Raw genomic sequence first — 24622 nt, forward strand, 5'->3', positions numbered from 1 at the left:
CCATCACGGCCGCCGCCACCTTCCCCGCTGAGTTAAGCCAACCCGGCCTCCGCGGCGTCTCGGGCAGGTTACCATCGGAATGGTCAAACAGGGCAGTCTGATGTTTCCGCTATTCTTCGTCCACCTGCGCGAGCAATTGTTCGGAGCGTGACAGATGCGGGCGGTCGAGCATCCCGCCTTTGAAACCGATGGTGCCCGCCCCGGGATTGGCCGCAAATAGTGCGACGATTTCCCGGGCCTGCGCGATATCCTCGGCGCTAGGGGTGAACGCCGCGTTGATCACATCGACCTGCGCCGGATGGATCGCCAGCATTCCGCGGTAACCGTCGCGGCGCATTTTCTCCGCTCGCGTCCGCAGCTTTTCGAGGTCGCGAAAATCCCCCTGGATGGTTTCGATTGCCGGAACGCCCGCGGTCGCGGCACCAAGCAGGCACAAGCTGCGGGCCAGTTCATAGGTAAAGCCGTAGCTGCCATCGGTATTGGTGTTGGACGCTGCCCCGATAGAATCGGCCAGGTCTTCCGCCCCCCAGCTCAGCGCCGCTACCCGCGGAGCGCCCTTGTAATCGCCGGTGTGGAACATGCTTTCCGCTGTTTCGGTGATCAGCACGATCACCGGCGTAGAGCCTTGCTCGATCCCGTTCGCGACTTCCAGCGCGGCGAGATATTTGTCGAACGTTTCGACATCCTGCCGCCCGTAAACCTTCGGCAGCATGAACCCGCCGGGCCTTCCGGGCATGATCGCCGCCAGGTCGGTAAGCGTATACGGTCCATCGAGCGGGTTGACCCGTACCCACATCCGCGCCCGGTCATCAGGGTGTTCGCACAGGAAATCATGCACCATCTGACGCGCCGCTGCCTTGTTCTCCGCCGCGACGGCATCTTCGAGATCGTAAATCACGATGTCCGCCTGGCTTGCCAAGGCCTTGGCCATCTTCTTCTCGCTGTCCCCGGGAGCGAACAGCCAGGAGCGCATTTTGAGCGTGGTCATTTCGGCAGCAGTCACAGCGGCACCTTTGTGGTCAGTAAGATCATGTCAAACCCGGCGCAGGTTCCGCGATGCCGATCAGGATGACGTCCGGCGCTATCGGGACAAGGCGCCGGAACGCCGGTTTGGAGCGGGTGAAGGGAATCGAACCCTCGTCGTCAGCTTGGGAAGCTGCTGCTCTACCATTGAGCTACACCCGCAAGGCGTTCAAATCGCACATGTCATCGTAAAAAACCAAACGATTTACGGCTTGGCTTCAAGGGCCTCCCCGCAATCGGTTGCCAAGTGCCATAAGCGGGCCGCCCCGGTCAACGCAAGATCGAAGGCCCATGCACCGCTATCATTCGAACTGCGCCTTGCGCCCGCCCGCTTTGCGGGATTAAGAGCCCGGCTACAAGGCAGGAGACTTCCGTTGCGCCAGCATGCCCTTTCCGGTTCCCCGTTCGAAACGCGATTCGGATTTTCCCGGGCGGTTCGGATCGGCAACCGCATTATAGTCGCAGGGACTGGCCCGATCGAGGAGGATGGGTCGAGCACTCCGGGCGATGCGGCCGCGCAGGCGGCGAGGTGCTGTGCAATCATCGTCCGGGCGGTTGAGGAACTGGGCGGGAGCGCGGCCGATATAGTCCGGACACGCATGTTCCTGACCGACCTCGGCGATCAGGATACGGTCGGCGCAGTGCATGCCCGCTATTTTGGCATAGCTCGGCCGGCGGCGACGATGGTCGGCGTCGCGGCGCTTTGCCGGCCCGAATGGCTGGTCGAAATCGAGGCTGAAGCGGTAATGGGGAATGCTCCGTGATCCGCGCAGCACTGGTTTCGGTCCTCGCTGCCCTTCTCGCTGCATGCGCCGCGATTTCGAACGCCGGCGCACTGGATGGCGCGGCCGTAACGGATAAGCGGATAGCGCTGACCTTCGACGATATCCCGCGTGGACGAGGTGCCTTTTTCGATGACGAGGAGCGCACCCGGCGGATCATCGCCAACCTGGCCGAGTCCGGCGTTTCACAGGCCGCGTTCTTCCTTAATCCGGGCATGATCGACGGGCGCGCCGGGGCTGCGGACCGCATCGCCCGCTATGTCTCGGCGGGTCACGTGATCGCCAACCATTCCAACACCCACCCGCACCTGTCCGATACCGACGCCGAAGCGTACCTGGCGGATATCGACACTGCCGAGAACTGGCTGAAAGGCCGGGAAGGTTATCGCCCCTGGTTCCGCTATCCGTTTCTGGATGAAGGCGGCCGGGACAAGGTGAAGCGCGATACCGTCCGTGCGGGGCTGGCGGAGCGCGGTTTGCGCAATGGTTACGTCACGGTGGACGCGTCCGACTGGTTTTACGAACAGGCGGCGATCGACGCGAAGGCGGCGGGTCAGGTCATGGACATGGACGGCCTGCGGGACCTGTATGTTGAAAGCCACGTCCAGTCGGCCGAATTCAGCGACGCCCTCGCCCGGCGGACGCTAGGCCGCGCGCCGGCCCAGGTGATGCTGCTGCATGAAACCGATCTGGCCGCGCTGTATCTGTCCGATCTGGTGACTGCGCTGAAGGCCAAGGGCTGGCGGATCATTTCCGCCGACGAGGCCTTCGCCGATCCGATTGGGCAGTTGCAGCCCGATGTTCCCTCCGCACAAGGAACCTTGACCGAGGCGCTGGCGTGGGAACTAGGGCTTCCCGCCCCCCGCTGGTACGCACGCAATAACCCATCGCTGGCGGGTGATGAGTTTCGCCGCCGCGTGATTGGCGGGCAAAAAGATTAAGTCGTCACCACACCGGGTGCATCGCGCAATTCTTTGCGCTAACGAGGACGTATGAACGATCAATTTCAACTGAACGAAGACCAGCTGGCGATCCAGGAAATGGCCCAGCGGTTCACCGCCGACAACATCACGCCCTTCGCGGCGGAGTGGGATGAAAAGAAGATTTTCCCCCGCGATGTGATCAAATCCACGGCCGAGCTTGGCTTCGGCGCGATCTACGTGTCTGAGGAATCCGGCGGCATCGGCCTCGGCCGGCTGGAAGCCGCGATCATCATGGAAGCCATGGCTTACGGCTGTCCCGCAACCAGCGCCTTTATCTCGATCCATAACATGGCGGCCTGGATGATCGACAACTTCGGCGGTCAGGAGGTCAAGGACCGCTACCTGCCCGACCTCGTCAGCATGGAAAAACTCGCCAGCTACTGCCTGACCGAGCCGGGTTCCGGCTCCGATGCGGCGGCGCTCAAGACATCCGCACGGCTTGACGGTGACCATTATGTTCTGAACGGCACCAAGCAGTTCATTTCCGGCGGCGGTGTCAACGATGTCTATGTCACCATGGTCCGCACCGGAGATCACAAGACCGGCGGGATCACCTGCCTGGTGGTGGACAAGGACACTCCCGGCGTCAGCTTCGGCACCCCGGAACGCAAGCTTGGCTGGAACGCCAGCCCCACCGCGCAGGTCATCTTCGAGGATGCCCGCGTGCCGGTTGGCAACCGCGTCGGCGCGGAGGGCGAAGGGTTCCGCTTTGCGATGATGGGCCTCGACGGCGGACGGCTGAACATCGGTGCCTGTTCACTGGGCGGGGCGCAGCGCTGTCTGGACGAAGCGATCGCCTACACCAAGGACCGCAAGCAGTTCGATACGCCGGTATCCGATTTCCAGAACACCCAGTTCATGCTGGCCGATATGGCGACCGATCTGGAGGCAGCCCGCGCGCTGCTTTATCTCGCGGCGGCAAAGGTAACCGCCAACGCGCCGGACAAATCCCGCTTTTCCGCGATGGCCAAGCGCCTCGCCACGGACAACGGCAGCAAGGTCGTCGACGATGCGCTGCAATTGTTCGGCGGGTACGGCTATCTGAAGGATTACCCGATCGAACGGTTCTGGCGGGACTTGCGGGTCCACTCCATTCTCGAGGGCACCAACCAGGTCATGCGAATGATCGTCGGACGGGACTTGCTGCGCCAATGACCCGGGACGTCCTTACCCACACCCACGGCGCGGTCGGGCATCTGTCGCTCAACCGTCCCAAGGCGCTGCACGCGCTCACGCTCGAGATGTGCCATGCGATGAGTTCCGCCCTGTGCAAATGGGCGAACGACGATGCGGTCGGCGCGGTAATCATCGATCATGCCGAAGGGCGCGGTTTCTGTGCGGGCGGCGATATTGCCTTCCTGCGCAATTCGGCGCTTCACGACGGCGGTGTTTCCGGCCGCAAGTTCTTCCACGACGAATACCAGCTCAACCACCAGCTGTTCACCTATTCCAAGCCAGTGGTCGCGTTCATGGACGGGATCACCATGGGCGGCGGCGTCGGCATTTCGCAGCCGGCCAAATTCCGGATTGCGACCGAGAACACGCGCTTCGCCATGCCCGAAACGGGTATCGGACTGTTTCCCGACGTGGGCGGCGGCTGGTATCTGTCGCGCCTCGGCGGGCGGATCGGCCAATTTCTCGCGTTGACTGGTGCGCGGCTGGACGGTTCCGAATGCCTGTGGGCGGGCCTCGCGACACACTACCTGCCGTCGGAGAAACTTGCCGAGGCGAAAGCCCGGATCAGCGCAGACCCGAGCCGTATCGCGGGTATTCTGTCCGAGCTTTCGGTGACCCCGCCCAAGCCGCGGATCGAGGAAAATGCTGACCGGATCGTCCGGTTCTTCGCTTCCGACAGCTATGAGGAAATACTCTCCCGGCTGGAAGCGGACGACAGCGATTGGGCGCAGAAGGAACGCGATACGCTGGGCACCAAGAGTCCGCAGACCTGCAAGGTCGCGCTGCGCCAACTGGCCGCCAGCGCACAGCTGACCGATTTTGCCGACAATATGCGGATGGAATACCGGATCGCGTCACGCGTGCTTGTCCGTCCGGACTTCGCCGAGGGAGTTCGCGCGGTGATCGTGGAAAAAACCGGCGACCCGGCATGGAACCCAGCTACGCCGGAAGGCGTCACCGAGGAGCTGCTGGATGCGATTTTCGCGCCGCTGCCTGAAAATGAAGAATGGACTCCCCTATGAGCTACGAGACTATCCTGACGGAAACCCGCGATGCGGTGACACTGATCACGCTGAACCGGCCGCAGGCGCTGAATGCGCTGAATGGTCAAGTGCTGGAAGATCTGATTTCAGCCTTCGCCGAGTTCGAGGCGGATGACAGCCAGCGCTGCGCGGTGCTGACCGGATCGGGCGACAAGGCCTTCGCCGCCGGGGCCGACATCAAGGAAATGGCCGAGAAGGACGCAGCGGATTTCTACCTCGAGGATTTTTTCGCCCGTTGGACCAGCCATGTGGCCGAAGCCGTGCGCAAGCCGTGGATCGCTGCGGTCAATGGATTTGCGCTTGGAGGCGGGTGCGAGCTGGCAATGATGGCGGATTTCATCCTTGCTTCGGACCAGGCAAAATTCGGCCAGCCGGAAATCAAGCTGGGCGTAGCCCCCGGCATGGGCGGTTCACAACGCCTCACCCGCGCCGTGGGCAAGAGCAAGGCCATGGAAATGTGCCTGACCGGCCGGATGATGGGCGCAGACGAAGCCGAACGTGCCGGCCTGGTTGCCCGCGTCGTGCCGCATGACGAGCTGCTGACGGAAGCGATGAAAACCGCCGCCACCATTGCCGGAATGCCGTCGATGGCCGCGATGGTGAACAAGGAAATGGTCAACGCCGCATTCGAAACCGACCTGGCGCAAGGCATCCGTCACGAACGCCGCCTGTTCCAGATCCTGACTGCCAGCGAAGACAAGGCGGAAGGCATGGCCGCCTTCATCGAAAAGCGCGAAGGCAAGTGGAAGGGGCGGTAATCCTCAAAGGCTTCGGTTTACTTTTCGCCGGGCTGCTGTTTGTCTGGCTGGGTATTATTGGCTGGAAGCATCGACGTGAAGAGCGGATCAACATCATAGAAGCTGCCATTCTGAAAATCAGCAATGAGGAGCCGTTGCCACGTAGTCTATTCGATCGTGCAATGGCCTATCTTCAACCTATCCTCATGCTGGTTTTCGGACCAGCCATGATCTTGACGGGCCTAGTTTTGCTGTTTGTATAACCGGAGAGTAACATGAAAATCGCCTTTATCGGTCTTGGCAACATGGGCGCTGGCATGGCCGCGAACCTGGTCAAGGCCGGCCACAATGTCCGCGCCTTCGACCTTAGCGAAGTTGCACTGGGTCAGGCGAAGGCCAACGGCTGCGACACCTTTCCCACGGCAAAGGAAGCCGTGCAAGGCGTGGATGCGGTCGTGTCCATGTTGCCCAATGGCGGGATCGTGTCGCGGGTGTTCCGCAGCGACGTGATCGGCCATGCCCCGCAGGACGCCATCTTGATGGATTGTTCGACCATCGATGTGGCGACCGCGCGCGACGTGGAAAAGGCCGCTGCCGATGCCGGTTACGCCATGGTCGATGCACCGGTGTCGGGCGGGATCGCGGCAGCGAGCGGCGGGACCCTGACATTCATGGTCGGCGGCAGCGACGATGCCTTTGCTCGCGCCGAGCCGGTCCTGTCCGCGATGGGCAAGGCGGTGATCCATGCCGGCGGCGCGGGCGCAGGACAGGCGGCGAAAATCTGCAACAACATGCTGCTAGGCATTCACATGATCGGCACCTGCGAAGCCTTCACCATGGCGCAGAAGCTGGGCCTCGATCCACAGACCTTCTATGACATCAGCTCGGTCAGTTCAGGCCAGAACTGGTCGATGACATCCTACTGCCCGGTGCCCGGCGTAGGTCCGCAAAGCCCGGCGGACAACGGTTACAAGGGCGGGTTCGCCACTGCGCTGATGCTGAAAGACTTGAAGCTGGCAATGGAAGCGGCAGAAAGCGCCGGGATGGAAACCCCGCTCGGTGCCCATGCCAAAGCGCTGTACGAGGAATTCGCCGAGGGCCATTCGGACCTCGATTTCTCGGCGATTATCAAGAGTCTTTAGACCGGCCCGCGGAACTAGCGAACGCCCAGCGCCTCCGCTTCGGCCCGCAGCCGGGCGGCCTGCGCGGGGTTGGCGGCGATCGCATCCTTCAGCGCGCGGGACGCTTCATCCGCTTGCCCCAGCGTGATCCGGCTGCGCATCAGCATCACCCAGCCGTTCACATCGCCCGGTTCGCTGCGCAGCCGCGTGTCGAGCCGTTCCACCATGCCTTCGGCCATCGATTGCTGCTCGCTCGGCGAAATGGCCCGCGCGGCGGCGATCTCGTCCTGCGTCGGCCCCGGAATGGCGTTCCCTGCAGTTAACGCCGGAGGGGCCGCAGCCGGGGCGGACGCAGCGCGGTCGCGGTCCACCGCGGCGAGCATGGCGGACGTTTCGATCCCGTTGATCTTTCCGACCTGTTCGATAGTGCGGCGCAGATTGTCTTCCCACACCGCGCCCGGCGGCGTTTCCTTCAGGAGTGCCGTCCAGTCGGCGATGGCTCCACGGGGGTCGCCTGCGAGATCCTTGCGCACGGCGAGAAAATAGCGCGATCGGGGATCGGTCGGGTCAAGCGCAATGGCCTTCTGGAACGCCGTTACCGCGTCCGCTGGCATCGGGTCACGCTCGCTCGCCATCACCCGCGCTTCGCCGAGTGCGGACCACAACACCGCGTTATCCGGATCGCCTTCCACTGCCTGGCGATAGGCCCGCGCGGCCTGTTCATACCCGCCCGCGGAAAAATGCGCGAAAGCGAGTTCCTGCCATGCCTTGGAATTGAGTGGATCCTTCTCCGCAAGAGCCTGCAGTTCGGGAATGGTCGGCGGGGCCTGCTCGTTGGCCGCCGCAATTTCCGGCGAGATCACCGGGTTGAATGCGCGGTACCCGATGGCGATCACGACCAACGCGGTGCCTGTTAAGAACGCGATCAGCCCGGCGCGGGACTTCTTGCCCGGCCCCGACGTTCCGGCATCGGCGGGCGTTACTGGAATTTCTGTCTTGTCCATCCGGGCGAGCTAGCAGCGAAGCCTGCTTCCGGCAATCCGCGAACCCGCGCGATTAGCCGGATAGAGGGGTGGCGCTTTGGCGGTGATTGGGTATGGTGCCGTATAACATAATCAGGTCGCGGGACGCATCGGGGGGTCACGCATGCCAAGTGAAAATGGGCAGGCACGCTATCGAATTGCCATAATAGGTTCAGGGCCCGCCGGCCTTAGCGCAGCCGCGCATGCCGCGGCATTGGGAATGAGCCACGTCCTGATCGAGAAGACCGACCACCTCTCCGACACGATTTTCAAATACCAGAAGGGCAAGCACGTCATGGCGACGCCCAGCAATCTGGTGCTTCGTTCAGACCTCGATTTCGACGCGGGCAAGCGCGAATTCATCCTTGAAACCTGGGACGAGCAGATTGCGTCCGGCAAGGTCAACGTCCGCCTGAATTCGGAAGTCACCGCGATCACCGGTGAAACCGGCAATTTCACTATCGAGATCAAGGGCGGCGATACCATCCGGGCCGAAGCGGTGGTGATGGCTATCGGAACACAGGGCAATCCCAACAAGCTGCGCTGCCCCGGTGCTGACTTGCCGCTGATCCAGTACCAACTGGACGATCCGGGCGAGTATTTCGACGAGCACATCACCGTCGTGGGATCGGGCGATGCCGGGATCGAAAACGCGCTCGGCCTTGCCGCCGACCCCAAGCAGAACAACATCGTTTCGATCCTCAACCGCGGATCGGATTTTGCCCGCGCGAAATCGGCTAACGTGAAACTGCTCGAGGAAGCGGAGGCCGCTGGCCGCATTTTCGTGCGCCGGGAAACCGCCCCAGCGGAGGTCCGACCAGGCGAACTGGTACTGGAAACGCGGGACGGCCAGGAAACCATACCCTGCGACCGGATCATCGCCCGCACCGGGTCCCAGCCGCCGCGCGGATTTGTCGAGGCCTGCGGCATCGACTTCACCAGCGAGGATCGCGGCGCCTTTCCCAAGCTGTCACCCAGCTTCGAAACCACCCAGCAGGGCGTCCATGTCATCGGCGCGCTGGCGGGCTATCCGCTGATCAAGCACTGCATGAACCAGGGCTTTGACGTGGTCGAATTCCTCAATGGGAATCTCGATCTGAAACCTGCGGATGAACCAATCCTGGCGGAGAAGTTCTCCGCCCTGCCCGGCGTTCGATCGGTCGATCAATGGCTCGAAACCTTCCGCAACAATGTAGTGATCCTGCAGGAACTGTCACCGCTGCAGATGCGCGAACTGATGCTCGACAGTACCGTTGCCGGATATGACGCGGGCGAGGTGATATTCGAGCGCAACGATCCCGGATCGTCCATGTTCGGTATCGCCGAGGGGTCCGTGCAGGTGGAAGTCAATCCGGCCGATCCAAGCATCACGGTGCCCATTGAGCAAGGTTCGATCTTCGGCGAAGTCGGCCTGATTTCAGGCCGCCGGCGCGGTTCGACGGTCCGCGCCGCGGAACCCACGGTGGTTATGGAACTGAGCCGCACCGCCGCGCTCAAGCTGATGGCAACCGCACCGTCCGCTGCGCGCGCGGTCAACGCGATTTCGATCGAGCGGCAATTGCTGCAGATGTTCGGGTCCGGCCTAACCAAGACCGATGTGGCGGAATTGGTCGCCGCTGCCGAACTGGTCGATGTGCGCGCGGGGCAGACTGTGGTAACCGAAGGAGCCGAGGACAAGGATGTCTATGTGATCCGGCGCGGGTCGATGATCGTCGAAAAGATGATCGGCGGCGCGCCGGTGTTCCTGTCCTACCTGCCCGCCGGGTCCTATTTCGGCGAGATGGCGGTAGTCGACGGATCACTCCGTACTGCCACGGTGAAGGCCGCGATCAAAAGCGAAGTCGTCCGGTTCCCGGGCGAGGCTTTCGTGGCGCTGCTGGACCGCAAGCCGGCCCTGCGCGACAAGGCGATGGCGGAAATGGCCTCACGCCGCGAGGTCAATTCCTTCATCGAAAGCCGCAAGGACAGCTTCGGCAGCGCGGTCGACATGTATTCCGAAACCGCGCGTTTCCTGATCGACAACGGCATCGGTGAAGCGACCGACGTGCTGCTGATCGACGAGAAGCTGTGCGTCGGCTGCGATAATTGCGAGAAGGCCTGCGCCGACAGCCACGATGGATTGTCGCGGCTGGACCGGGAAGCCGGGCGGACTTACGCCCATCTCCATGTGCCGACATCGTGCCGCCACTGCGAACATCCGCATTGCATGGCCGATTGCCCGCCCAACGCGATCAAGCGCGGCCCGGACGGCGAAGTGTTCATCGATGACACCTGCATCGGCTGCGGCAATTGCCAGCGCAACTGCCCCTATGGGGTGATCCGCATGGACGCCAAACCGCCGAAAAAGCCGTCGCTGCTCAACTGGCTGATGTTCGGCGCCGGGCCGGGTCCGGGCGAAGCCAGCTACAGTTGGCGCAAGAAAACCGCCGAGAAGAAGGGCATCGAAAGCCCCAAGGTTGCGATCAAGTGCGACATGTGTTCCGGCATCGACGGCGGCCCGGCATGCGTGCGCGCCTGCCCTACCGGCGCGGCGATCCGCGTAACACCGGAGAAATTCCTGACCTTCACCAAGCTGGCGGAGGACGCAGGCTGATGGCCACGATACCCAGCGAGCAGCAGAACCAGCGCGAACGGCGGCAATCTTCCGACCACGAAAGCTTCCTGTCGCACAGGAACATGCGCTGGCTGAAGGTCGCACTGGTCCTGTGCCTCGTCACGATCGTCAGTTATTTCTGGATCGACGTGACCCCGCGCCACAATGGTGGCAGCTGGTACGGTTATACGCTCGGCACAATCGGGGCGCTGCTGATCGTCTGGCTGTCGCTGCTGGGTATCCGCAAGCGCAACATCAGCGCGGGTCGCTGGTCGCTGAAGGCGTGGACCTCGGCGCATGTGTACCTGGGCCTTGCGCTCATCGTAATCGGGACGCTGCACACCGGGTTTCAGCTGGGGTGGAATGTCCACACGCTGGCCTATTCGCTGATGATGGTGGTGATACTGTCGGGCCTGTACGGCGTCGCCGTCTATGCCACGCTGCCGGCATCGCTGAGCAACAACGCGAAGGAAATGACCCGCAGCCAGATGGTCGAGGCGCTCGCCGCCATCGACCGGCAGCTCCAATCCGCCGCCCAGCCGCTTGGCCGCGAAGAATCGGACCTGGTCATCGCCGCGCTGGAGCAGGGGACTTTCGACTGGGGCATCGGAGCCCGGCTGAGCGGGCACTACCGTAAATGCGCCACCACCCGCGCGCTCGCCTATTTTGCTGACGACTGGTCACGGCCGGTGGGCAGCGACGAACCCAAGGACAAGGTCCGCGCACTGCTCGGCCGCCGCAAGAGCCAACTCGACCAGATTCGCCGACACCTGCGCATCCGGGCGCTGCTCGAAGTGTGGCTGTACATCCACATTCCCGTAACCATCGCATTGCTGGCCGCGCTCACCGCGCATGTCGTCAGCGTGTTCTATTACTGGTGAGGGCGGCGACATGGCGTTCCTGATCCGGACAATCGACCTCACCGCAGACGGCCGCGAGATTATCCGCGACCGAACCGTGGACGAAGACACGATCACTGTTGGCCGCGGGGCCGACAATGATATCCACCTGCCCGATCTGGCGGTGGAGCAATATCATGCCCGGATCGACTGGCTGGATGGAGGCAAGTTGCGGATCGACGCAGCGGGCACACTTGGCTTCCACCTTGACGGGCGGGTCACGAAATCGGCTCGTGTGGACCCGCACGAAGGGGCCGAACTCGGCTTTGGCAGCTACCGCCTGCTAATTTCGCAAGACGGAAAAGCCCTCCCGACAATTACCATCAGCCAGACGGAGAATGCCGCCCAGTCCAGCGACGACCTCGCCGGTTTTTCGCTCGCCTGCACCCTGCCGGGCAAGCGCAAGACCGCTTGGCTGGCGCTGTCCGCGATCCTGATCGCTTTCCTGGCGGTCCCGATCTATTCCCACCTCACCCGCCCGGCCGCCTCGCCGACTTCCGATGACCCGCGCAACAAGGGTGCCGTGGCAATGGATGCCAGCTGGAGCACCGGTTCGCTCAGCCAGGCGCACCATTCGCTGGAGGACAATTGCGAGGCGTGTCACTCCGAGCCGTTCAAATCGGTGCAGGATACGACTTGCCTGACCTGTCACGAGGATATTGCCGATCATGCCGACAAGCCGCGCCAGCTGACCGGGCGCGGGCCGATGTCCACCGGCGATGCGCTGCAATGGGCCGTGGCTGAGCAATTCGGCAAGGAAGGCCCCGGTTCCTGCACTACCTGTCACACCGAGCACGAAGGCGCGGGCCGGATGGAACCGGCGGCACAGCAATTCTGCTCCGATTGCCACGGTACGATGGACACACGGCTGGCCGACACCAAACTCGGCAACGCCGCCGATTTCGGCACCAGCCATCCGCAATTGCAGGCGGCCGTGTTCACCGCTCCGGGTCAGACCAAGCCTTCCCGCTTGTCCCTGTCCGGCAAGCCGAAGGAATACAGCGGCCTCCTGTTCCCGCACGACATGCACATGGCGCGCCGCGGCGGGGTGGCCAAAATGGCCAGCCGGCTGGGGGCGAAGGAAGGTTACGGATCATCCCTGGTCTGCGCCGATTGTCACACGCCGACAGCTGATGAAGTGGGTTTCCTGCCGGTTAATATGGAGCAGGACTGCGAGAGCTGTCACAGCCTGGTGTACGACAAGGTCGGGACCACGTTCCGCACCCTCCAGCACGGCGATGTCGACCAGATGCGCGCCGATCTGGCCGCGCTGGACCGCGCACCGCGCAGCGCCGCGAGTGCCGGAATGTTGCGCGGACGCCAGCGTCCCGGCCAGTATTCGCGCGGCGGCCTTTACTACCAGAATTTCGGCCCGCCGGTCCGCTCGCTGGTCGCCATCAACCGTGCGTTGGCCAAGGACGGAGTGTGCGGCGAATGCCACATCCCGACCACCATCAATGGCAAGCCGGACGTGATGCCGGTCAGGCTGCGAAATCATTTCCTGATGAACGGCCGGTTCGACCATGAGCCGCACAAGCAGGAGAAATGCTCGACCTGTCACAAGGCGGACAGTTCGAAAACCTCGTCCGATTTGCTGCTGCCGCCACTCGCAACGTGCCGCACCTGCCACATGGGCGAAAGCGACACCAAGGCCGACGTACCGTCGGGCTGCGCGATGTGCCACACCTATCACCCCAAGGGCAAATCGGATCATTCCGAGATCAAAGCCGCACCGCTTGCCAGGGGCGCGACGGGGCCGGGTTTGCCGAACAAGCAAAAACAGGGCATGAACCAGATATTGGCGATGCTGGGCCGGAAAACGGAGTAGCGCACAATGGCGGGGGGCGACATGGCCGGGGACAAGTTACACAACGGTTCAGCCGCGTGCTGATTGCACAGATGACCGACATTCACATCGGTTTCGACCCCGATGCGAAGCCTGAAGAACTGAACCGTATCCGTTTCCGCAAGACCCTTGACCGGGTGCTGACATCGCGCAATCCGGTCGATATGCTGGTCCTCTCGGGCGATCTGACCGACCACGGTGACCGCGACAGTTTCGAGAAGACCGCGGCGCTGCTGTCGGTATGCTCCTTCCCGGTGTATCCGATGGTCGGCAACCATGACACACGGGGCGAATTGCTCAACGCGTTCCCGGACACCCCGACACAAGGCGGCTTCGTGCACTACGCCGTAGAGCACGAGGGGCTACGGATCATCTTCCTCGATACGCTCGAACCCGGCCGCCACGGCGGGGCGTTCTGCGAAACGCGGCGGGACTGGCTGGCCAGCGAATTGACCGCACACCCCGCCACACCGACGCTTATTTTCATGCACCATCCACCGGTTGTCGCCGGCATCGGCTGGATGGACCCGGACGCTGACGAGGCCTGGATCCAGCGTTTCGGAGAGGCGGTCTCCGGCCACAGCCAGATACTGGCGATCCACTGCGGCCATCTGCACCGCCCGATTCACGCAACATTTGCGGGGATTCCCGTTTCGGTTACCTCCTCGGTCGCTCCGCTGGTGGCGATGGATTTGCGCGATATCGATCCGGAGGCCCCCGATCGCCGCGACCTGATCACGACCGAACCGCCCACCTACGCCCTGCACCGCTGGGAAAATGGCGCTCTCGTGACGCATTATGAAACTGTCGACGATTGGGAGGTCCTGGCGTCCTACGGCGAACAATTGCAGCCGATGATCCGTGAAATGTTTGCCGAGCGGGAATAGGCAACTTCGCGGACGTCCGGTCGTCCATCATCGGGACAGATCGAGGCCCGTGCCATGGTTACCAAGAGATTGACTTGAAATAGCATCCACCGCAAAATGCCCCCTCAACAGGAGGCAGTAATGGCGCTGAACGACCCCAGGCCGGGCGCGGTCCCCTTAGCGGGCGTTGCCGCTGGCAAGCAGCCCTCCCGATTGGATCAGGTCCCCTTCAGCCATCCTGCGCGCAAGCCCTATCGCCGGAATTACCGCAAGGCTTGGCACCACTTCTGGGAATTCAAAAAGGACAAGGAGGATACCAGCGAGGTGTTCCGGTTCTTCGAACACTTGCCATGGGTCGGCGTGGTCGATCACGTGCGCGAATTCCTCGCGACCGAAAACGGCCGCCGTATTTTCGAAACCGAACCCTTCCTTCCCGATCTGCTCGACGATCATGATGCGCTGCGCAGATACCCAAAAGGCACGCTAGCGCACGATTACTGCGACTACATGGAAACCGAAGGGCTCAGCGCCGCCGGCCTGGTCGCGGAATATGACGAGTTTCGCGGGGATGGCGGGCGGATTGATGACCAGATCGAATGGTACAACGACCGGCTCCGCGACACGCACGACTTGCTCCACCTGCTATCGACCATCGGGCGCGACACGCTGGGGGAGGCATGCCTCGGCGCGTTCGTGTTCCAGCAGCGGCCAAGCCATGGACATCTGGTGCTCGGTTACGCGGGATGCGCGGTAATCGCGGCGCATATCAAGTCCAAGGCGCCGGTCATGCGGGCCGTGGACGGCTGTCGGAAAGCCGGTAAAAGCTGCAAACCGATTGCCGAGCAATCAATCCGCGACCTGCTGGGCATGACCATCGGGCAGGCCCGCACCCATCTGAACGTACAGATCCCGTTCCATTACCACGAATGCCAGCGAATCTGGAGCGAGGAAGGGATCGATCCGATGGCAATTCTGGCCGATGACGCCAAGGCCGATTACCGCATTACAGACCCCGCCAAATTGAGCGAAGGCCCAAGCGCGTTCGGCTTTTCAGGTGATGGATACGCAGCGGAAACCGTTCAGCCGGACAAGAAAGCTGTACGCCAAGCGCAGGATTGAGCGCCCTCAGCCCCTACTTTCCCGCTGATCTCCACGGCCCGCCGTAGCTGCCGACCCATGCGTTCATGTCGGGCTCGTCGCTGACCTTCCACGGAATACCGCCACTGGTCAGGAACAGTTTTTCCATCTCCGCACGGGTGAACGGGCGCGAACCAAGCCGGCCGAACACCGCCATCTGGCCTCCGGTCTCATCGACCGCACGGTCACGGTCCAGCCCCTTCGACATCGCGATGGCCGGCCCCTTGGTCTTGGCAAAAGCGATCAGCTCCGGTTTGGGCGGCGGGCTGAAACCGTAGAAATTGGGCTGGCTGCTCGGGCTGGTCAATTGCAGCACTTTCATCCCGTTCACTCCGTCCGCGATATAGGCAAACAGCGAGGCGTTGGTGGAGCCGACCACGACATCCTCGGCATCGTTCAAGGTTCCGTCCAGCGTCACGCGCTGATAGATTTTCGGGGCTTCGGGCCGCTTCACATCAAGGATCACCAGCCCCTCACCCTTGGCCGCGACATAGGCGAAGGTGCGGGCGATATACATCCGCCGCGCATCGGCCAGCGCCACCGTGCCGGAAGGGACCGGCACCGGATTGCGCAGATTGGTGACATCGAACAGCTTCACGCCGTCGCTGTCGGTAACCCACAGATAGCGGAACTGAATCGCACTGGCGCGAGCATCGTTCATTTCGCGCACGGCCACCAATTGCGGCTTCAGCGGATCGGCCAGATCGACAACCACCAACCCGCGCGCGGCGGTGATATAGGCGATCTCGCCCGCCAGGATGATATGCCGTGCACCGTCCAGCACGCCGCCTTCGTTCCAGGTCACCGCGCGGCTCAGCCGGTTGTTGCGAAACTCGCCGTCCGCCATCGTGTTGACGTTAACCATGATCAGGCCTTCTTCCGCGTCCGTCACTGCGGCGTAGGAATAGATCGGCAGGAATGCCTGCTCCTGGTTCGTTTCCTGCATTTCGGGCGTGTTGCGCAGCGGGTTGATCGGCTGCATCGTGGGCAGTGCCATACAGGTGGCGTTCTTCGATTTGACCTGCGTATCCTGGCCCATCGCACTGAACGGCGCGGTCACGATGCGTTCGGAGAAGCCCTTGTTGCCGATCGCGGCGATATCATAGACGCGGAAGCCGCCCGAGCCTTCGGCGACGAACATGTATTCGCCGCGCATTTGCAGGCAGCCTACGCGCCCGGAGGTGCCTTCGTGGACATTGGCGAATTCCTCGTAAGCCTTGGTTTCGCCGGATAGGTTCGCGTCGAACGCCTTGCCGCGCACCCAGTTCTTCAATTCGCGGCCGTTATCCTCGACGAATTGCCGGTAATAATCGGGGTAGGCGTATTTATGCAGGTATGAGCCCAGCACGGTTTGCGGTTCGTCCCATTCGGTCACGCGGATCGCCTCGAAGCCGCCCTCCTGTCCGGTCCAGGCATTCAACCCGACGAAATTCACGTAATTCGTGCCCAGCAGCAGCAATTGCGACATGATCGCGTTGTTGTCGTCCGCTTCGCTCAGATGGCAGTCGGAACAGGTCTTGGTCTCGGTCAGGCGCACCGTATGCGGGAAATGCGGCGCGAAGGCCTGACTGGAGAAACCGGGCGCGCTGATCGGGGGCTGCTGCACATAGATGCGCTCGCGGTTGATGTTCGTTGAGGACAGGATCAGCGCCGAAGTGGAACGGACCGGCGCCACCTGGTTGCCCTTGGTGGTCTGGTGTTTGCCCAACTGGAACATCTGGTCGCGCGCGACCTGCGGATTATAAGTCGCGAAATTGCGCGTTTCCTCGTTGTCGTAATGATGGTCCTTGGTTTTCCAGTTCGCCTCGATCGGCAGATGGCACCCGCCGCAGCTGGTGGTCCAGCTGAGATGGCAGGTGAAGCAGGCCATTTCCTTGTCTTCATGCGCGCGTTCGCCGGGAGTAATTCCGGTGCCGAATTCAAACTTGCCGGTTTCCGCCCCGGCCTTGCTCATCAGCTTGGCACGCGCGGATTTGGCGTTGAAATCAGGTGCGAGCGGGTCGACGCTGTCCTTGGTCAGGCTCATCACCCATTCCAGCTTCGGGTCGACGATCGAGCGCTGGATAAGCTGCCTCCGCCCGTTTTCGCCGGTCTGCCATTCGAACCGCCGCTGGCCATCGGGATTGCGCAGCAAGGAAAGGTTGTTGCCCTTGGGCGGCGCGGCGGGGCCGCTGGTCAGCAGCGTCGGGTAGGCGTCCGCGGTGCCGTGACAGTCCTTGCAGCCGATCTCGATGGCGTTGGCGACCTCCCCGTAGATCATTCCGTTACCGTGACTGTCCTGCGCGAAATGGCAGTCGGCGCATTGCAGGCCCTTTTCCGCGTGGATGTCCATCATGTGGACCGCCTTGCCCGGATTGGTGCCGATTTCGACGAACTTGCCTTCACCTTCCTTGCGGAATTTCTCTGGGTCATCATTGGCCACGATCGCCCCTGCCGCATCAAGCAGGTTCCCGTCGCGGTCGCGCTTGAAGATCGCGCGGAAATTCCAGCCGTGGCCGTGGTAATCGGCAAACTGGGTGTCGGTCAGGTCTTTGTTGAGATCATAGACATTGCGGGTGAAATCGAGGTCCGCCCAATTGCCCTTGGGCGCGGCACCTTCCGGGTTGCGGTCATGCACAGCGCGCACTTCCTCCGCGGTCGGGTATTTCTGTTCCTTGGGCCACATCGCGGGCGCATCGGATTCGTAATCCCACATCGTGTAGCCGAGGTAGGAATTGAGGAAGATATTGGGCTGGTGCATGTGGCAATTCATGCATTGCGCGGTCGGAATGGATCGCGTGAAGACATGGCGCAGCGGGTGCCCTTTCTCCTTCACTGGTTCCTTACCTGGTTCCTTCTGACCGTGACCTTCATCCGATTGACTGCCGGGCTGCTTGACGGCACCATGCGCGTCGTCATGGTCCGGTTCCAGCTTGCCCGAAATGGTCGGATCGACGGTGACCGATTGTCCGTCCCGTCCGTATTTGGCGTAGGTCAGGCTGTGACGCGGTTCGCGGTCGTTGGCATAGACGACATGGCACGATGCGCAGCCGGAATGGCGGTAATCGCCGGGCTGGTCGTTGGTGCCCATGAACCACATCAGCGGATCGTTGAGGCGGGTCTTGTGGATGTTGAGCACCGGGATCGCCACGCGCAGGCCGGTGCCCATTCCGCGGTTGCTCTGCTTCAGGTCGGGCCGTCCCGGCTCGTCGAGGCGCTGGATGCTGCCGGTGGGATTGGGCAGGCCGATCTCGGGGAACTGGGTGTTGATGTTGCGCCCGCCGCGCTCGAACACGCGGAAAACATCGCCCGGCGGCGTAACCTGCCACGCGGGCAGCGGATACATCTCCGCCAACGCGCCGCGCGCCTTCTGCGCCTCGGTAAGCACGCCGGGTGTTTCGCCCGGGGAAACCAGCTTGGCCGGTTCGCCGTCACGGGTGAAAGCTTCGCCGAAGATGTAGTTCTTATATGGCACGATCCCGTTGTTGTAGGCTGCGCCGCCCCACAGCATCGCGCCCGTCGCCATGATCGACCGCTCGCCCGCGACGATGGTGTCCATATGGCACGAACCGCACGCTTCCCGGACAACCCGGTAATCGCTCGGGTTCACAAACCGCACGAATTCCGGGCTTTCCTTGTTCAGCAGGGTGTAGCTCCGCTTGGGATTGGCGGAGGACGGGAAGTGCCAGCTTTCGGGCATGGTCGGCAGCACATGCGCGGCATCGCGCGCGGTGACATAGGCGATATCGTCATGGCTCAGCTGCGAATTGCCGGAGACCGACGGATTGCCGCCGTGGCAGTCGACGCAGCCCAGCCGGACGGCAGGCGTCTCGTGCATCGTCGGCGCGTCGCTCGCCGTATGGCAGGATGTGCAGCCGGAGGATTTTGCCAGCATCTCCTCAACCGTCTGCTGCGCGGGCGCCGCCGCAGCGATAACCCCGGCGGCGGCGTAATCGCGCTTGATTGGCTTTTCCCCGCCTGCTGCCATCGTGGTCTGGCTGTACCCGATGGCCAGCGCGGCGCAGACCAGTGCGGTCCAGAAGGACAGCAGCCGAATGGAAAGATGGCGGGCAATCGGCATCAGTAGGTCAGGATCACGTTTGCGAGCACGGAGTAGTATTCCTTGTCCTGGCCGAGATTGTCGAACAGATCGCGAAATCCATTCCCCGAAATCAATGTCGCCGCGCTGAGCCGCATGACGATGTTCTGGGTTGCCTTGGGCCGCCAGATCGCGGCGGCGCTCAAATCCCAGCCGATATCCGCCGGAATGCTACCTTCATTACGCAGGACCTGCAGCGAAGTGGTGTCTTCGAACCACAGATGGTTGGCGTTGGTCGACAGACGGAATTCCGGCGTCAGGTCGAAATCGGCGCCCGCGCCCGCCAGGATCGTGCCGGGATTGTTGAAATTGCTTTGCCCTTGTTCCTTCGAGGAACGCAGCGAATTGAGAATGCCGTTGCGGCCATTGAGGCTGATCGCGCGGCCGCCCCCCGCAAAGGGGATCGTCTGCCGGATCCAGTAAGACGTATCGGCGCCGGCGAAAATCGGGTTCTCGAACACCGCATCATAACCGGTCTCGGTATCGTCATAGGGATCGCCGTCGCCGCTGGCCCACATCCCGGACAGGCGAAACCGCATCCAGTCCTTGTCATAACTCGCCTCTGCCGCTGCGAAAAATGCGCGGATGTTTGCCGGGCGGTCGGTGAAGAAACTGTTCCGGTCTTCGCCCAGCGCGGCATAGGCGCTGGCGGTCAGATTCACCCGGCCAATCCGGCCATCGGCGTTATAGCCTAAGTAAAATGCGTCATACTCCCGGCCTCGCAGCGTCCCGAGCAGCGCCGGGCGGACCGGAAAGCCGTTATCGTCGACCTCGACATCGTCCGCCTCGCGGTTGCGGTTGTAGGCCAGGGTGACCTGGCTGGTCAGCGCGGGGATCAGGAAATCCTGGCGGTAGGCGTTGGCGATGATCAGGAAATCGTCGCGCGGGGACTGGAGCACCGCGTTCAGCCCGCTGTTGGTGTCTTTTTCCAGCCGCCAGAACGCTGCGACATTATACTGGAAACGGTTGTTATCCCGAGTACCGAAAAATCGCAGGCCCAGTTGCTGGTCCTGGAACAGGAAGCCGCGGAAATCGGCCTGGAACGGCTGGATGCCGATACGCACGGAATCGAAGTCGAACCGGTCCGACGTGTTGCGGATGTGATAATCGAAGAACAGTTCCTGCACGCCGAGGAAATGGTCGAGCCGGTGCGGCGGCTTCGATGGCTCCACGAACAAGACCCGCTTTTCAGGGACATCGACATAATTGACGTTGAGCGCGAAGGTGGCGCGGTATTCGACATCGGGCGGTTTATAGGCGGTGTTTCCCTTCAGCAGCGCCGCGCCGAGGATGAAGGTCTGTGACAGGACGATGCTGGCTTCATTGCCGAACACATCCAGCCGGTCCGGGTCTTCGGTGGTTTGCACCCCGACCGGGATCGGGAAAGTCCGCGGTTCGAACACCGTGTCGCTGATCGCGTTGGCGACGAAGAACCAGTCGTTGCCAGTGATCGGCAGCCACGGCACCTTGTCCGGATTGATCGGGCGGTCACCCTTGTAAGTGTTCTGGTTGTAGGGATCGAACAAGCGTTCCTTGACCACTCCCAGCGTCTCGATCAGCCGCCAGCGGTCGGGGATCGGGATCTGGTCGGTCGGGAAAGCTTCCGGCGGCGGGGCCCTAAGCGCGCCCTCGTTGCGCTGGGTCACCGCGTCGGGCAATTCGCCGACATAGCCTGGACGGCGGCGGCCATCTATGATTTCGGGATCGACCGGCGGAATTTCGTCCTGATCGGTTTCGGGCGGGGGCGCTTCCACGTTCGCCGGTAATTCCACCGGCACCTGACGGATTTCGGCCGGCGGGATCGCCTGCAGCACCAGCGGAAGGAGGATCGCTGCCGACATTACAGCCCTTCGCACACATTCTGCGAGGCGGTGTCGAGGAACGGCGCGAACGGGCAGCTGATATAGCGCAGCCGCACCAGCCGCCCGCCGACATTCACCTGGATGCGGTCGGCGCGGATTGCCGGGGGCGCGTTGCCGATGCCGCCAACGCGCAATCCGGCGTTATGCAGACCGAGGAAGCTGACCATGTCGTCCTGGTCGATCCCGTCACCCGACACGCCAATCCCGCCGACCAGCACATTGCCACGGTAGATCGGGACCGAACCGGGGAAAATCTGGATGCCGTTGGCAATTCGCTTCGTGCCCGTGGGGGCATCCGGCAGCTGGGTGCATTCCTGCGGCGTGTCGGCGGAGGCGCCGTTCGAGGCGATGAAGCCAAGATGAGCTACGATGTCGGCTGTCACCAGATCAAGCTGGAGACCGACCGCAAACGGGCTGAACAGTGCTGGGTCAGGCACGGAGAAAGGTCCCGCCAGCGTTCCGATCTCGCCATCGGGGAAATAGGGGCGAGACAGGTTTCCGCCCGACCGATCGGCAAAGGCGACCGCGCCGGTTAGAGCGGTCGGATCGCCCAGGAAGCTCCGCACCCGGGGGACGTAGGCGGCCACGACCGCCGGGCCTGCCGACAGCTGCTGCGCAGCGACGCTGTTCGAGAAGAACGCCGCCGTACGGGCTTTCTGCAGCGCCACGTCGGTGCCGAATATCGGCCCGTCAGGCGACCGGACAAGCCCGAGGATCTGTCCATTGGTGTCCACCACGCTGATCGAGGCCTGCATCCGGCTGTCGAGCGGACGGCGTATCTGTGCTCGCGCGCGCGATAGGACGGCAAAGGCTTCCTCGAGGATTGCGCGGGCTTCTGCTGCGGTTAGCGCGGACGCTCCGTCCGTGCCCGCCCGGATCGGATAGCGGTTGTTGCCCGTTCCGTCGGTCAGCACCCAGGCGTCGCGGTTGGCAAATTCCGCCGCCGTGCTGACGCGAATGCCCGAAGTCTCGCTGCCGTAGGTGGTGCCGGACCAGATCGAGCCATCGTTGTACCCCGCGACCGCCACCAGCGAGCCCTCGCCGCTGACCGAAGCGAAACTGGTGGTTAGCGGCCCGATATCGGCGGTGGTCATATCGCTGAAGCGCAGCGTCGTGCCGTCCACCGGAATGCGGTCTGCGGTAATTTCGATCGGCGGCGCGAAGCCCTGAATGCCCGCCAGCGCGACCGCTTCTTCGGCGTCGCTATCCCAGTCCAGGATGTTGTCGTCGAAGCCGTAGTCACCGTCACCGGCCACCCCGATGCCGCCCACGACCACGCCGTTCTTGTAAATCGGGAACCCGCCGGGGTCCGCCGCGAGACCGAGGGGGGAACGCTTGGGGCCAACAAAAGCGCCCGCACCGCCGCCCGTGACGAACCGCTGGCTGAGGTCGGAACAAGGCAACTGGCTGAATTGCACCCCGAACAGCGGCCCGCTTTCCAGCCCCACGGTGGTGGGCGCCGGGGGGAAATGCTGCTGCACAATCTGACTGGCGGTGCGGGTGGAGAACGCGTTTCCACCGCTCGACAGATAGGCGCCGGTAATGGCCTTGGCGATGGCCGCTGCGGTGGAAGGCACGGCGGCCCCCTGTAACCCGACGCCCTGCCCAGGCGCGGCGATGCCGCCGATCTGCTTGCTGCTGAGTGTAGTGGTGGCGGGCGCGCCTGACATCGCGAATACGGCGAGGACGTTGCCCACCCGGTCGGTCACCGCAATGGTAGACCGGAGGCCCCTCGTGCGCGCCTCGCCGATCGCCTGCGCCAGCACGCGCTGAACGTCGACGGCTGACAACGCTTCCGCAGCCGGATCGGCGAACAGCCTGCCGGATGCGGGCGGAGTTGGGGTGGGTGCGGGGCCGCCGCCAATCGGTGAAGTCGTCTGACCGTCACCCCCGCCGCAGGCAGCGAGCGCCAGCGCCCCGGCGAGACAGCTGATTTTGCCAAGGCGGCTGGCCATCAGCGGAGCGTTCCTATGGCGCTGGCCGCCTGACCGAGAGCAGAACGGAACTGCGCCGGACGGTAGGTTTCCGGTGTGCGCACCGCGGCATAGGCCCGGTTGATGTTCGCCCGGATACCGGCAGCGGCGCCCACCGTGATCCGTCCCTCGCGGACCATCGCGTTGAGCAGCGTATCGACGGCCATGACCGCTTGCGAGGATCCCGCGTAATCGGTGAAGCGCGGGCCAGTAACGGTTCCGGCAATCGCCGCCACCACGGTGAACGCGTCATCACCCGCATAGCTCCGCTGCGCGAGCGCGTCGGACAACGCTCCGGCCTCCCCACGCAGTTTCTGCGCGGCGGCGGCGGCTTGCGAGCGGCCTTGTCCCATCGCGCGGTGGAAATCCTTGCTGGCCGCGTCGAAGGCGGCGGCACGGCCAGGCACCAACGCGCGCGACACGGCAGACAGCATGATGATATTTTCGTCATTATAAGGCGCGAGGCCGAACGGGATCGGCCGACCGGGATTGGTTTCGAACGTCCGGTTGGCCTGCGGCCCGTCCTGGATTGCGCGGTGACAGCTGTGACAATCGTAGAAGTAATATTCGGGAAACACGCCATTGGTGCCGAACTTGTCCTGCGCGAACAGGTCGGTGGAGCGGCGTACCGCTTCGGCCTGTCCGACTGCCCACATCCGTACACTGCTCGGCCGGCCCTTGCGGGCAACATAGTCCGCGTCGATATCGTAATGCTGCTGCAGGGCGGTGAACAGGTCGAGTTCGAACGCGACCCGCGGATGGCCTGCCGCCATCATCGAATGGCTGACGAACTGGCCGGTGTCGCTGCTGCCGAGATGGCAATCGAGGCAGACCTTTGCTGCAACTTGCGGGCGCTCGAGCGGCACCAAACCGTTGGCGATATTGGACGTGTGGGTGGCGGGCACTGCGTAATGGCTTGCGATCCAGCCCGATGCAGCGCCGTGACATGTCTCGCAGCCGACCCCGTCCGAGGTCTGGAAACGCGGTCCCTGGCTGGCTGGCGCGACATAGGTCGCATGGCATCCAAGGCAGGCAGAAGCGGACGTGGCGGCACCGAGACCCAGGTCGGCAGCGATCTTCTTGCCGCGCGGACTGGCGATCGCGGCATAGGCGCGGCTGTGCGCACCGGTGGCGGACGAGGGTTCCTGCCAACTGGCGATTTCATCCTGGCGCACGACCTCGCCGTTGCCCTCGGCGCGGCCATGACAGGTCGAACCGGCGCAAGTGGCAACGCCTTCAAAACGCGCGTTGCCGCTTGCCGCCTGCGCGCCTAATGGTCCGATGCTGTCGACAAGCAGGAACACCGCCAGAACTATCGGCAGCACGATCGACAAAGACCACGGCGGGAGCAATCCCGCCTGGCGTGCCTGTTCAGCGTACCACGTCACGTCATTGCCCTCCCCTATGGGCATGATTTGATCCCCGGGCGGACAGTGGCCGCAAAACACCGTGTTGCCAACTGACCTGCACCGGAAAATGTG

At 63.0% G+C, this 24622-nt stretch carries 18 protein-coding genes and 1 tRNA gene; 12 read left to right on the top strand and 7 right to left on the bottom strand.

Annotated features, from left to right (window positions below; all coding sequences use genetic code 11):
• Window positions 1–109: 109 nt before the first annotated feature.
• Together GRI65_RS06035 and GRI65_RS06040 are read right to left on the bottom strand one after the other, a co-directional pair.
• Complete coding sequence (locus tag GRI65_RS06035; protein ID WP_160755667.1) at window positions 110–988, bottom strand: HpcH/HpaI aldolase/citrate lyase family protein; 879 nt, start codon at window positions 986–988, stop codon at window positions 110–112.
• A gap of 123 nt (window positions 989–1111) precedes the next feature.
• Window positions 1112–1185: transfer RNA gene (locus tag GRI65_RS06040), tRNA-Gly, on the bottom strand.
• Window positions 1186–1397: 212 nt separating this feature from the next.
• Here GRI65_RS06040 and GRI65_RS06045 point away from each other — a divergent pair.
• The 7 genes from GRI65_RS06045 to mmsB are packed head-to-tail and all read left to right on the top strand — an operon-like array spanning window position 1398 to window position 6886.
• Window positions 1398–1787, top strand: a complete 390-nt coding sequence (locus tag GRI65_RS06045; RefSeq protein WP_160755668.1) for a RidA family protein — start codon at window positions 1398–1400, stop codon at window positions 1785–1787.
• A complete protein-coding gene (locus tag GRI65_RS06050; RefSeq protein ID WP_332872609.1) occupies window positions 1784–2746 on the top strand; it encodes a polysaccharide deacetylase family protein in 963 nt (320 codons plus the stop codon). The genes GRI65_RS06045 and GRI65_RS06050 overlap by 4 nt, the downstream gene beginning before the upstream one ends.
• A 51-nt stretch (window positions 2747–2797) precedes the next feature.
• Window positions 2798–3943, top strand: a complete 1146-nt coding sequence (locus tag GRI65_RS06055) for an acyl-CoA dehydrogenase family protein (RefSeq protein WP_160755669.1) — start codon at window positions 2798–2800, stop codon at window positions 3941–3943.
• On the top strand, window positions 3940–4986 hold the full coding sequence (locus GRI65_RS06060; protein WP_160755670.1) for an enoyl-CoA hydratase/isomerase family protein: 1047 nt from the start codon (window positions 3940–3942) through the stop codon (window positions 4984–4986). The genes GRI65_RS06055 and GRI65_RS06060 overlap by 4 nt, the downstream gene beginning before the upstream one ends.
• Complete coding sequence (locus GRI65_RS06065; protein WP_160755671.1) at window positions 4983–5765, top strand: enoyl-CoA hydratase-related protein; 783 nt, start codon at window positions 4983–4985, stop codon at window positions 5763–5765. Before GRI65_RS06060 ends, GRI65_RS06065 begins: the two co-directional genes overlap by 4 nt.
• Window positions 5750–6007, top strand: a complete 258-nt coding sequence (locus GRI65_RS06070; protein WP_160755672.1) for a hypothetical protein — start codon at window positions 5750–5752, stop codon at window positions 6005–6007. The genes GRI65_RS06065 and GRI65_RS06070 overlap by 16 nt, the downstream gene beginning before the upstream one ends.
• A gap of 12 nt (window positions 6008–6019) precedes the next feature.
• Window positions 6020–6886 (top strand): 3-hydroxyisobutyrate dehydrogenase, encoded by an 867-nt coding sequence (gene mmsB / locus GRI65_RS06075; protein ID WP_160755673.1) that lies wholly within the window; start codon window positions 6020–6022, stop codon window positions 6884–6886.
• Between the two features lie 14 nt (window positions 6887–6900).
• On the opposite strand, the gene GRI65_RS06080 is transcribed toward mmsB, so the two are convergent.
• Window positions 6901–7869: a tetratricopeptide repeat protein gene (locus GRI65_RS06080; protein ID WP_160755674.1), complete on the bottom strand. Its 969-nt coding sequence runs from the start codon at window positions 7867–7869 to the stop codon at window positions 6901–6903.
• 142 nt (window positions 7870–8011) lie between these two features.
• Here GRI65_RS06080 and GRI65_RS06085 point away from each other — a divergent pair, with 142 nt between their 5' ends.
• The 5 genes from GRI65_RS06085 (at window position 8012) to GRI65_RS06105 (ending at window position 15210) form a co-directional block, all read left to right on the top strand.
• Window positions 8012–10480 (top strand): cyclic nucleotide-binding domain-containing protein, encoded by a 2469-nt coding sequence (locus tag GRI65_RS06085; RefSeq protein ID WP_160755675.1) that lies wholly within the window; start codon window positions 8012–8014, stop codon window positions 10478–10480.
• On the top strand, window positions 10480–11361 hold the full coding sequence (locus GRI65_RS06090; protein ID WP_160755676.1) for a hypothetical protein: 882 nt from the start codon (window positions 10480–10482) through the stop codon (window positions 11359–11361). Before GRI65_RS06085 ends, GRI65_RS06090 begins: the two co-directional genes overlap by 1 nt.
• A 10-nt stretch (window positions 11362–11371) precedes the next feature.
• The gene (locus tag GRI65_RS06095; RefSeq protein ID WP_160755677.1) at window positions 11372–13207 is read left to right on the top strand and encodes a cytochrome c3 family protein; all 1836 of its coding nucleotides are present in this window, start codon (window positions 11372–11374) and stop codon (window positions 13205–13207) included.
• A gap of 71 nt (window positions 13208–13278) precedes the next feature.
• Window positions 13279–14112 carry a metallophosphoesterase gene (locus GRI65_RS06100; RefSeq protein WP_202391205.1) on the top strand — a complete coding sequence of 278 codons (834 nt, stop codon included), beginning with the start codon at window positions 13279–13281 and terminating at the stop codon, window positions 14110–14112.
• Window positions 14113–14232: 120 nt separating this feature from the next.
• The gene (locus GRI65_RS06105; protein ID WP_160755679.1) at window positions 14233–15210 is read left to right on the top strand and encodes a Coq4 family protein; all 978 of its coding nucleotides are present in this window, start codon (window positions 14233–14235) and stop codon (window positions 15208–15210) included.
• Window positions 15211–15223: 13 nt separating this feature from the next.
• On the opposite strand, the gene GRI65_RS06110 is transcribed toward GRI65_RS06105, so the two are convergent.
• The 4 genes from GRI65_RS06110 to GRI65_RS06125 all read right to left on the bottom strand — a co-directional run bounded on the left by GRI65_RS06110 (window position 15224) and on the right by GRI65_RS06125 (window position 24553).
• Window positions 15224–19195, bottom strand: a complete 3972-nt coding sequence (locus GRI65_RS06110) for an LVIVD repeat-containing protein (protein ID WP_160756495.1) — start codon at window positions 19193–19195, stop codon at window positions 15224–15226.
• Between the two features lie 92 nt (window positions 19196–19287).
• Window positions 19288–21147, bottom strand: coding sequence for a hypothetical protein (locus GRI65_RS06115; protein ID WP_160755680.1), 1860 nt, complete (start codon window positions 21145–21147; stop codon window positions 19288–19290).
• Window positions 21147–23123, bottom strand: a complete 1977-nt coding sequence (locus GRI65_RS06120; RefSeq protein WP_160755681.1) for a heme-binding protein — start codon at window positions 23121–23123, stop codon at window positions 21147–21149. Before GRI65_RS06120 ends, GRI65_RS06115 begins: the two co-directional genes overlap by 1 nt.
• A complete protein-coding gene (locus tag GRI65_RS06125) occupies window positions 23123–24553 on the bottom strand; it encodes a multiheme c-type cytochrome (RefSeq protein WP_160755682.1) in 1431 nt (476 codons plus the stop codon). Before GRI65_RS06125 ends, GRI65_RS06120 begins: the two co-directional genes overlap by 1 nt.
• Window positions 24554–24622: the final 69 nt, after the last annotated feature.

The sequence above is a fragment of the Allopontixanthobacter sediminis genome (genome assembly GCF_009828115.1).
Taxonomy (GTDB): domain Bacteria; phylum Pseudomonadota; class Alphaproteobacteria; order Sphingomonadales; family Sphingomonadaceae; genus Allopontixanthobacter; species Allopontixanthobacter sediminis.

Bases quoted from the DNA above. Each gene is read 5' to 3' on its own strand.
- GRI65_RS06055 (WP_160755669.1), top strand. From the start codon at position 2,798: ATGAACGATCAATTTCAACTGAACGAAGACCAGCTGGCGATCCAGGAA.
- mmsB (WP_160755673.1), top strand. From the start codon at position 6,020: ATGAAAATCGCCTTTATCGGTCTTGGCAACATGGGCGCTGGCATGGCC.
- GRI65_RS06035 (WP_160755667.1), bottom strand. From the start codon at position 988: ATGACCACGCTCAAAATGCGCTCCTGGCTGTTCGCTCCCGGGGACAGC.
- GRI65_RS06115 (WP_160755680.1), bottom strand. From the start codon at position 21,147: ATGTCGGCAGCGATCCTCCTTCCGCTGGTGCTGCAGGCGATCCCGCCG.
- GRI65_RS06090 (WP_160755676.1), top strand. From the start codon at position 10,480: ATGGCCACGATACCCAGCGAGCAGCAGAACCAGCGCGAACGGCGGCAA.
- GRI65_RS06105 (WP_160755679.1), top strand. From the start codon at position 14,233: ATGGCGCTGAACGACCCCAGGCCGGGCGCGGTCCCCTTAGCGGGCGTT.
- GRI65_RS06085 (WP_160755675.1), top strand. From the start codon at position 8,012: ATGCCAAGTGAAAATGGGCAGGCACGCTATCGAATTGCCATAATAGGT.
- GRI65_RS06125 (WP_160755682.1), bottom strand. From the start codon at position 24,553: ATGCCCATAGGGGAGGGCAATGACGTGACGTGGTACGCTGAACAGGCA.
- GRI65_RS06065 (WP_160755671.1), top strand. From the start codon at position 4,983: ATGAGCTACGAGACTATCCTGACGGAAACCCGCGATGCGGTGACACTG.
- GRI65_RS06120 (WP_160755681.1), bottom strand. From the start codon at position 23,123: ATGGCCAGCCGCCTTGGCAAAATCAGCTGTCTCGCCGGGGCGCTGGCG.
- GRI65_RS06100 (WP_202391205.1), top strand. From the start codon at position 13,279: ATGACCGACATTCACATCGGTTTCGACCCCGATGCGAAGCCTGAAGAA.
- GRI65_RS06095 (WP_160755677.1), top strand. From the start codon at position 11,372: ATGGCGTTCCTGATCCGGACAATCGACCTCACCGCAGACGGCCGCGAG.
- GRI65_RS06060 (WP_160755670.1), top strand. From the start codon at position 3,940: ATGACCCGGGACGTCCTTACCCACACCCACGGCGCGGTCGGGCATCTG.
- GRI65_RS06110 (WP_160756495.1), bottom strand. From the start codon at position 19,195: ATGGCAGCAGGCGGGGAAAAGCCAATCAAGCGCGATTACGCCGCCGCC.
- GRI65_RS06080 (WP_160755674.1), bottom strand. From the start codon at position 7,869: ATGGACAAGACAGAAATTCCAGTAACGCCCGCCGATGCCGGAACGTCG.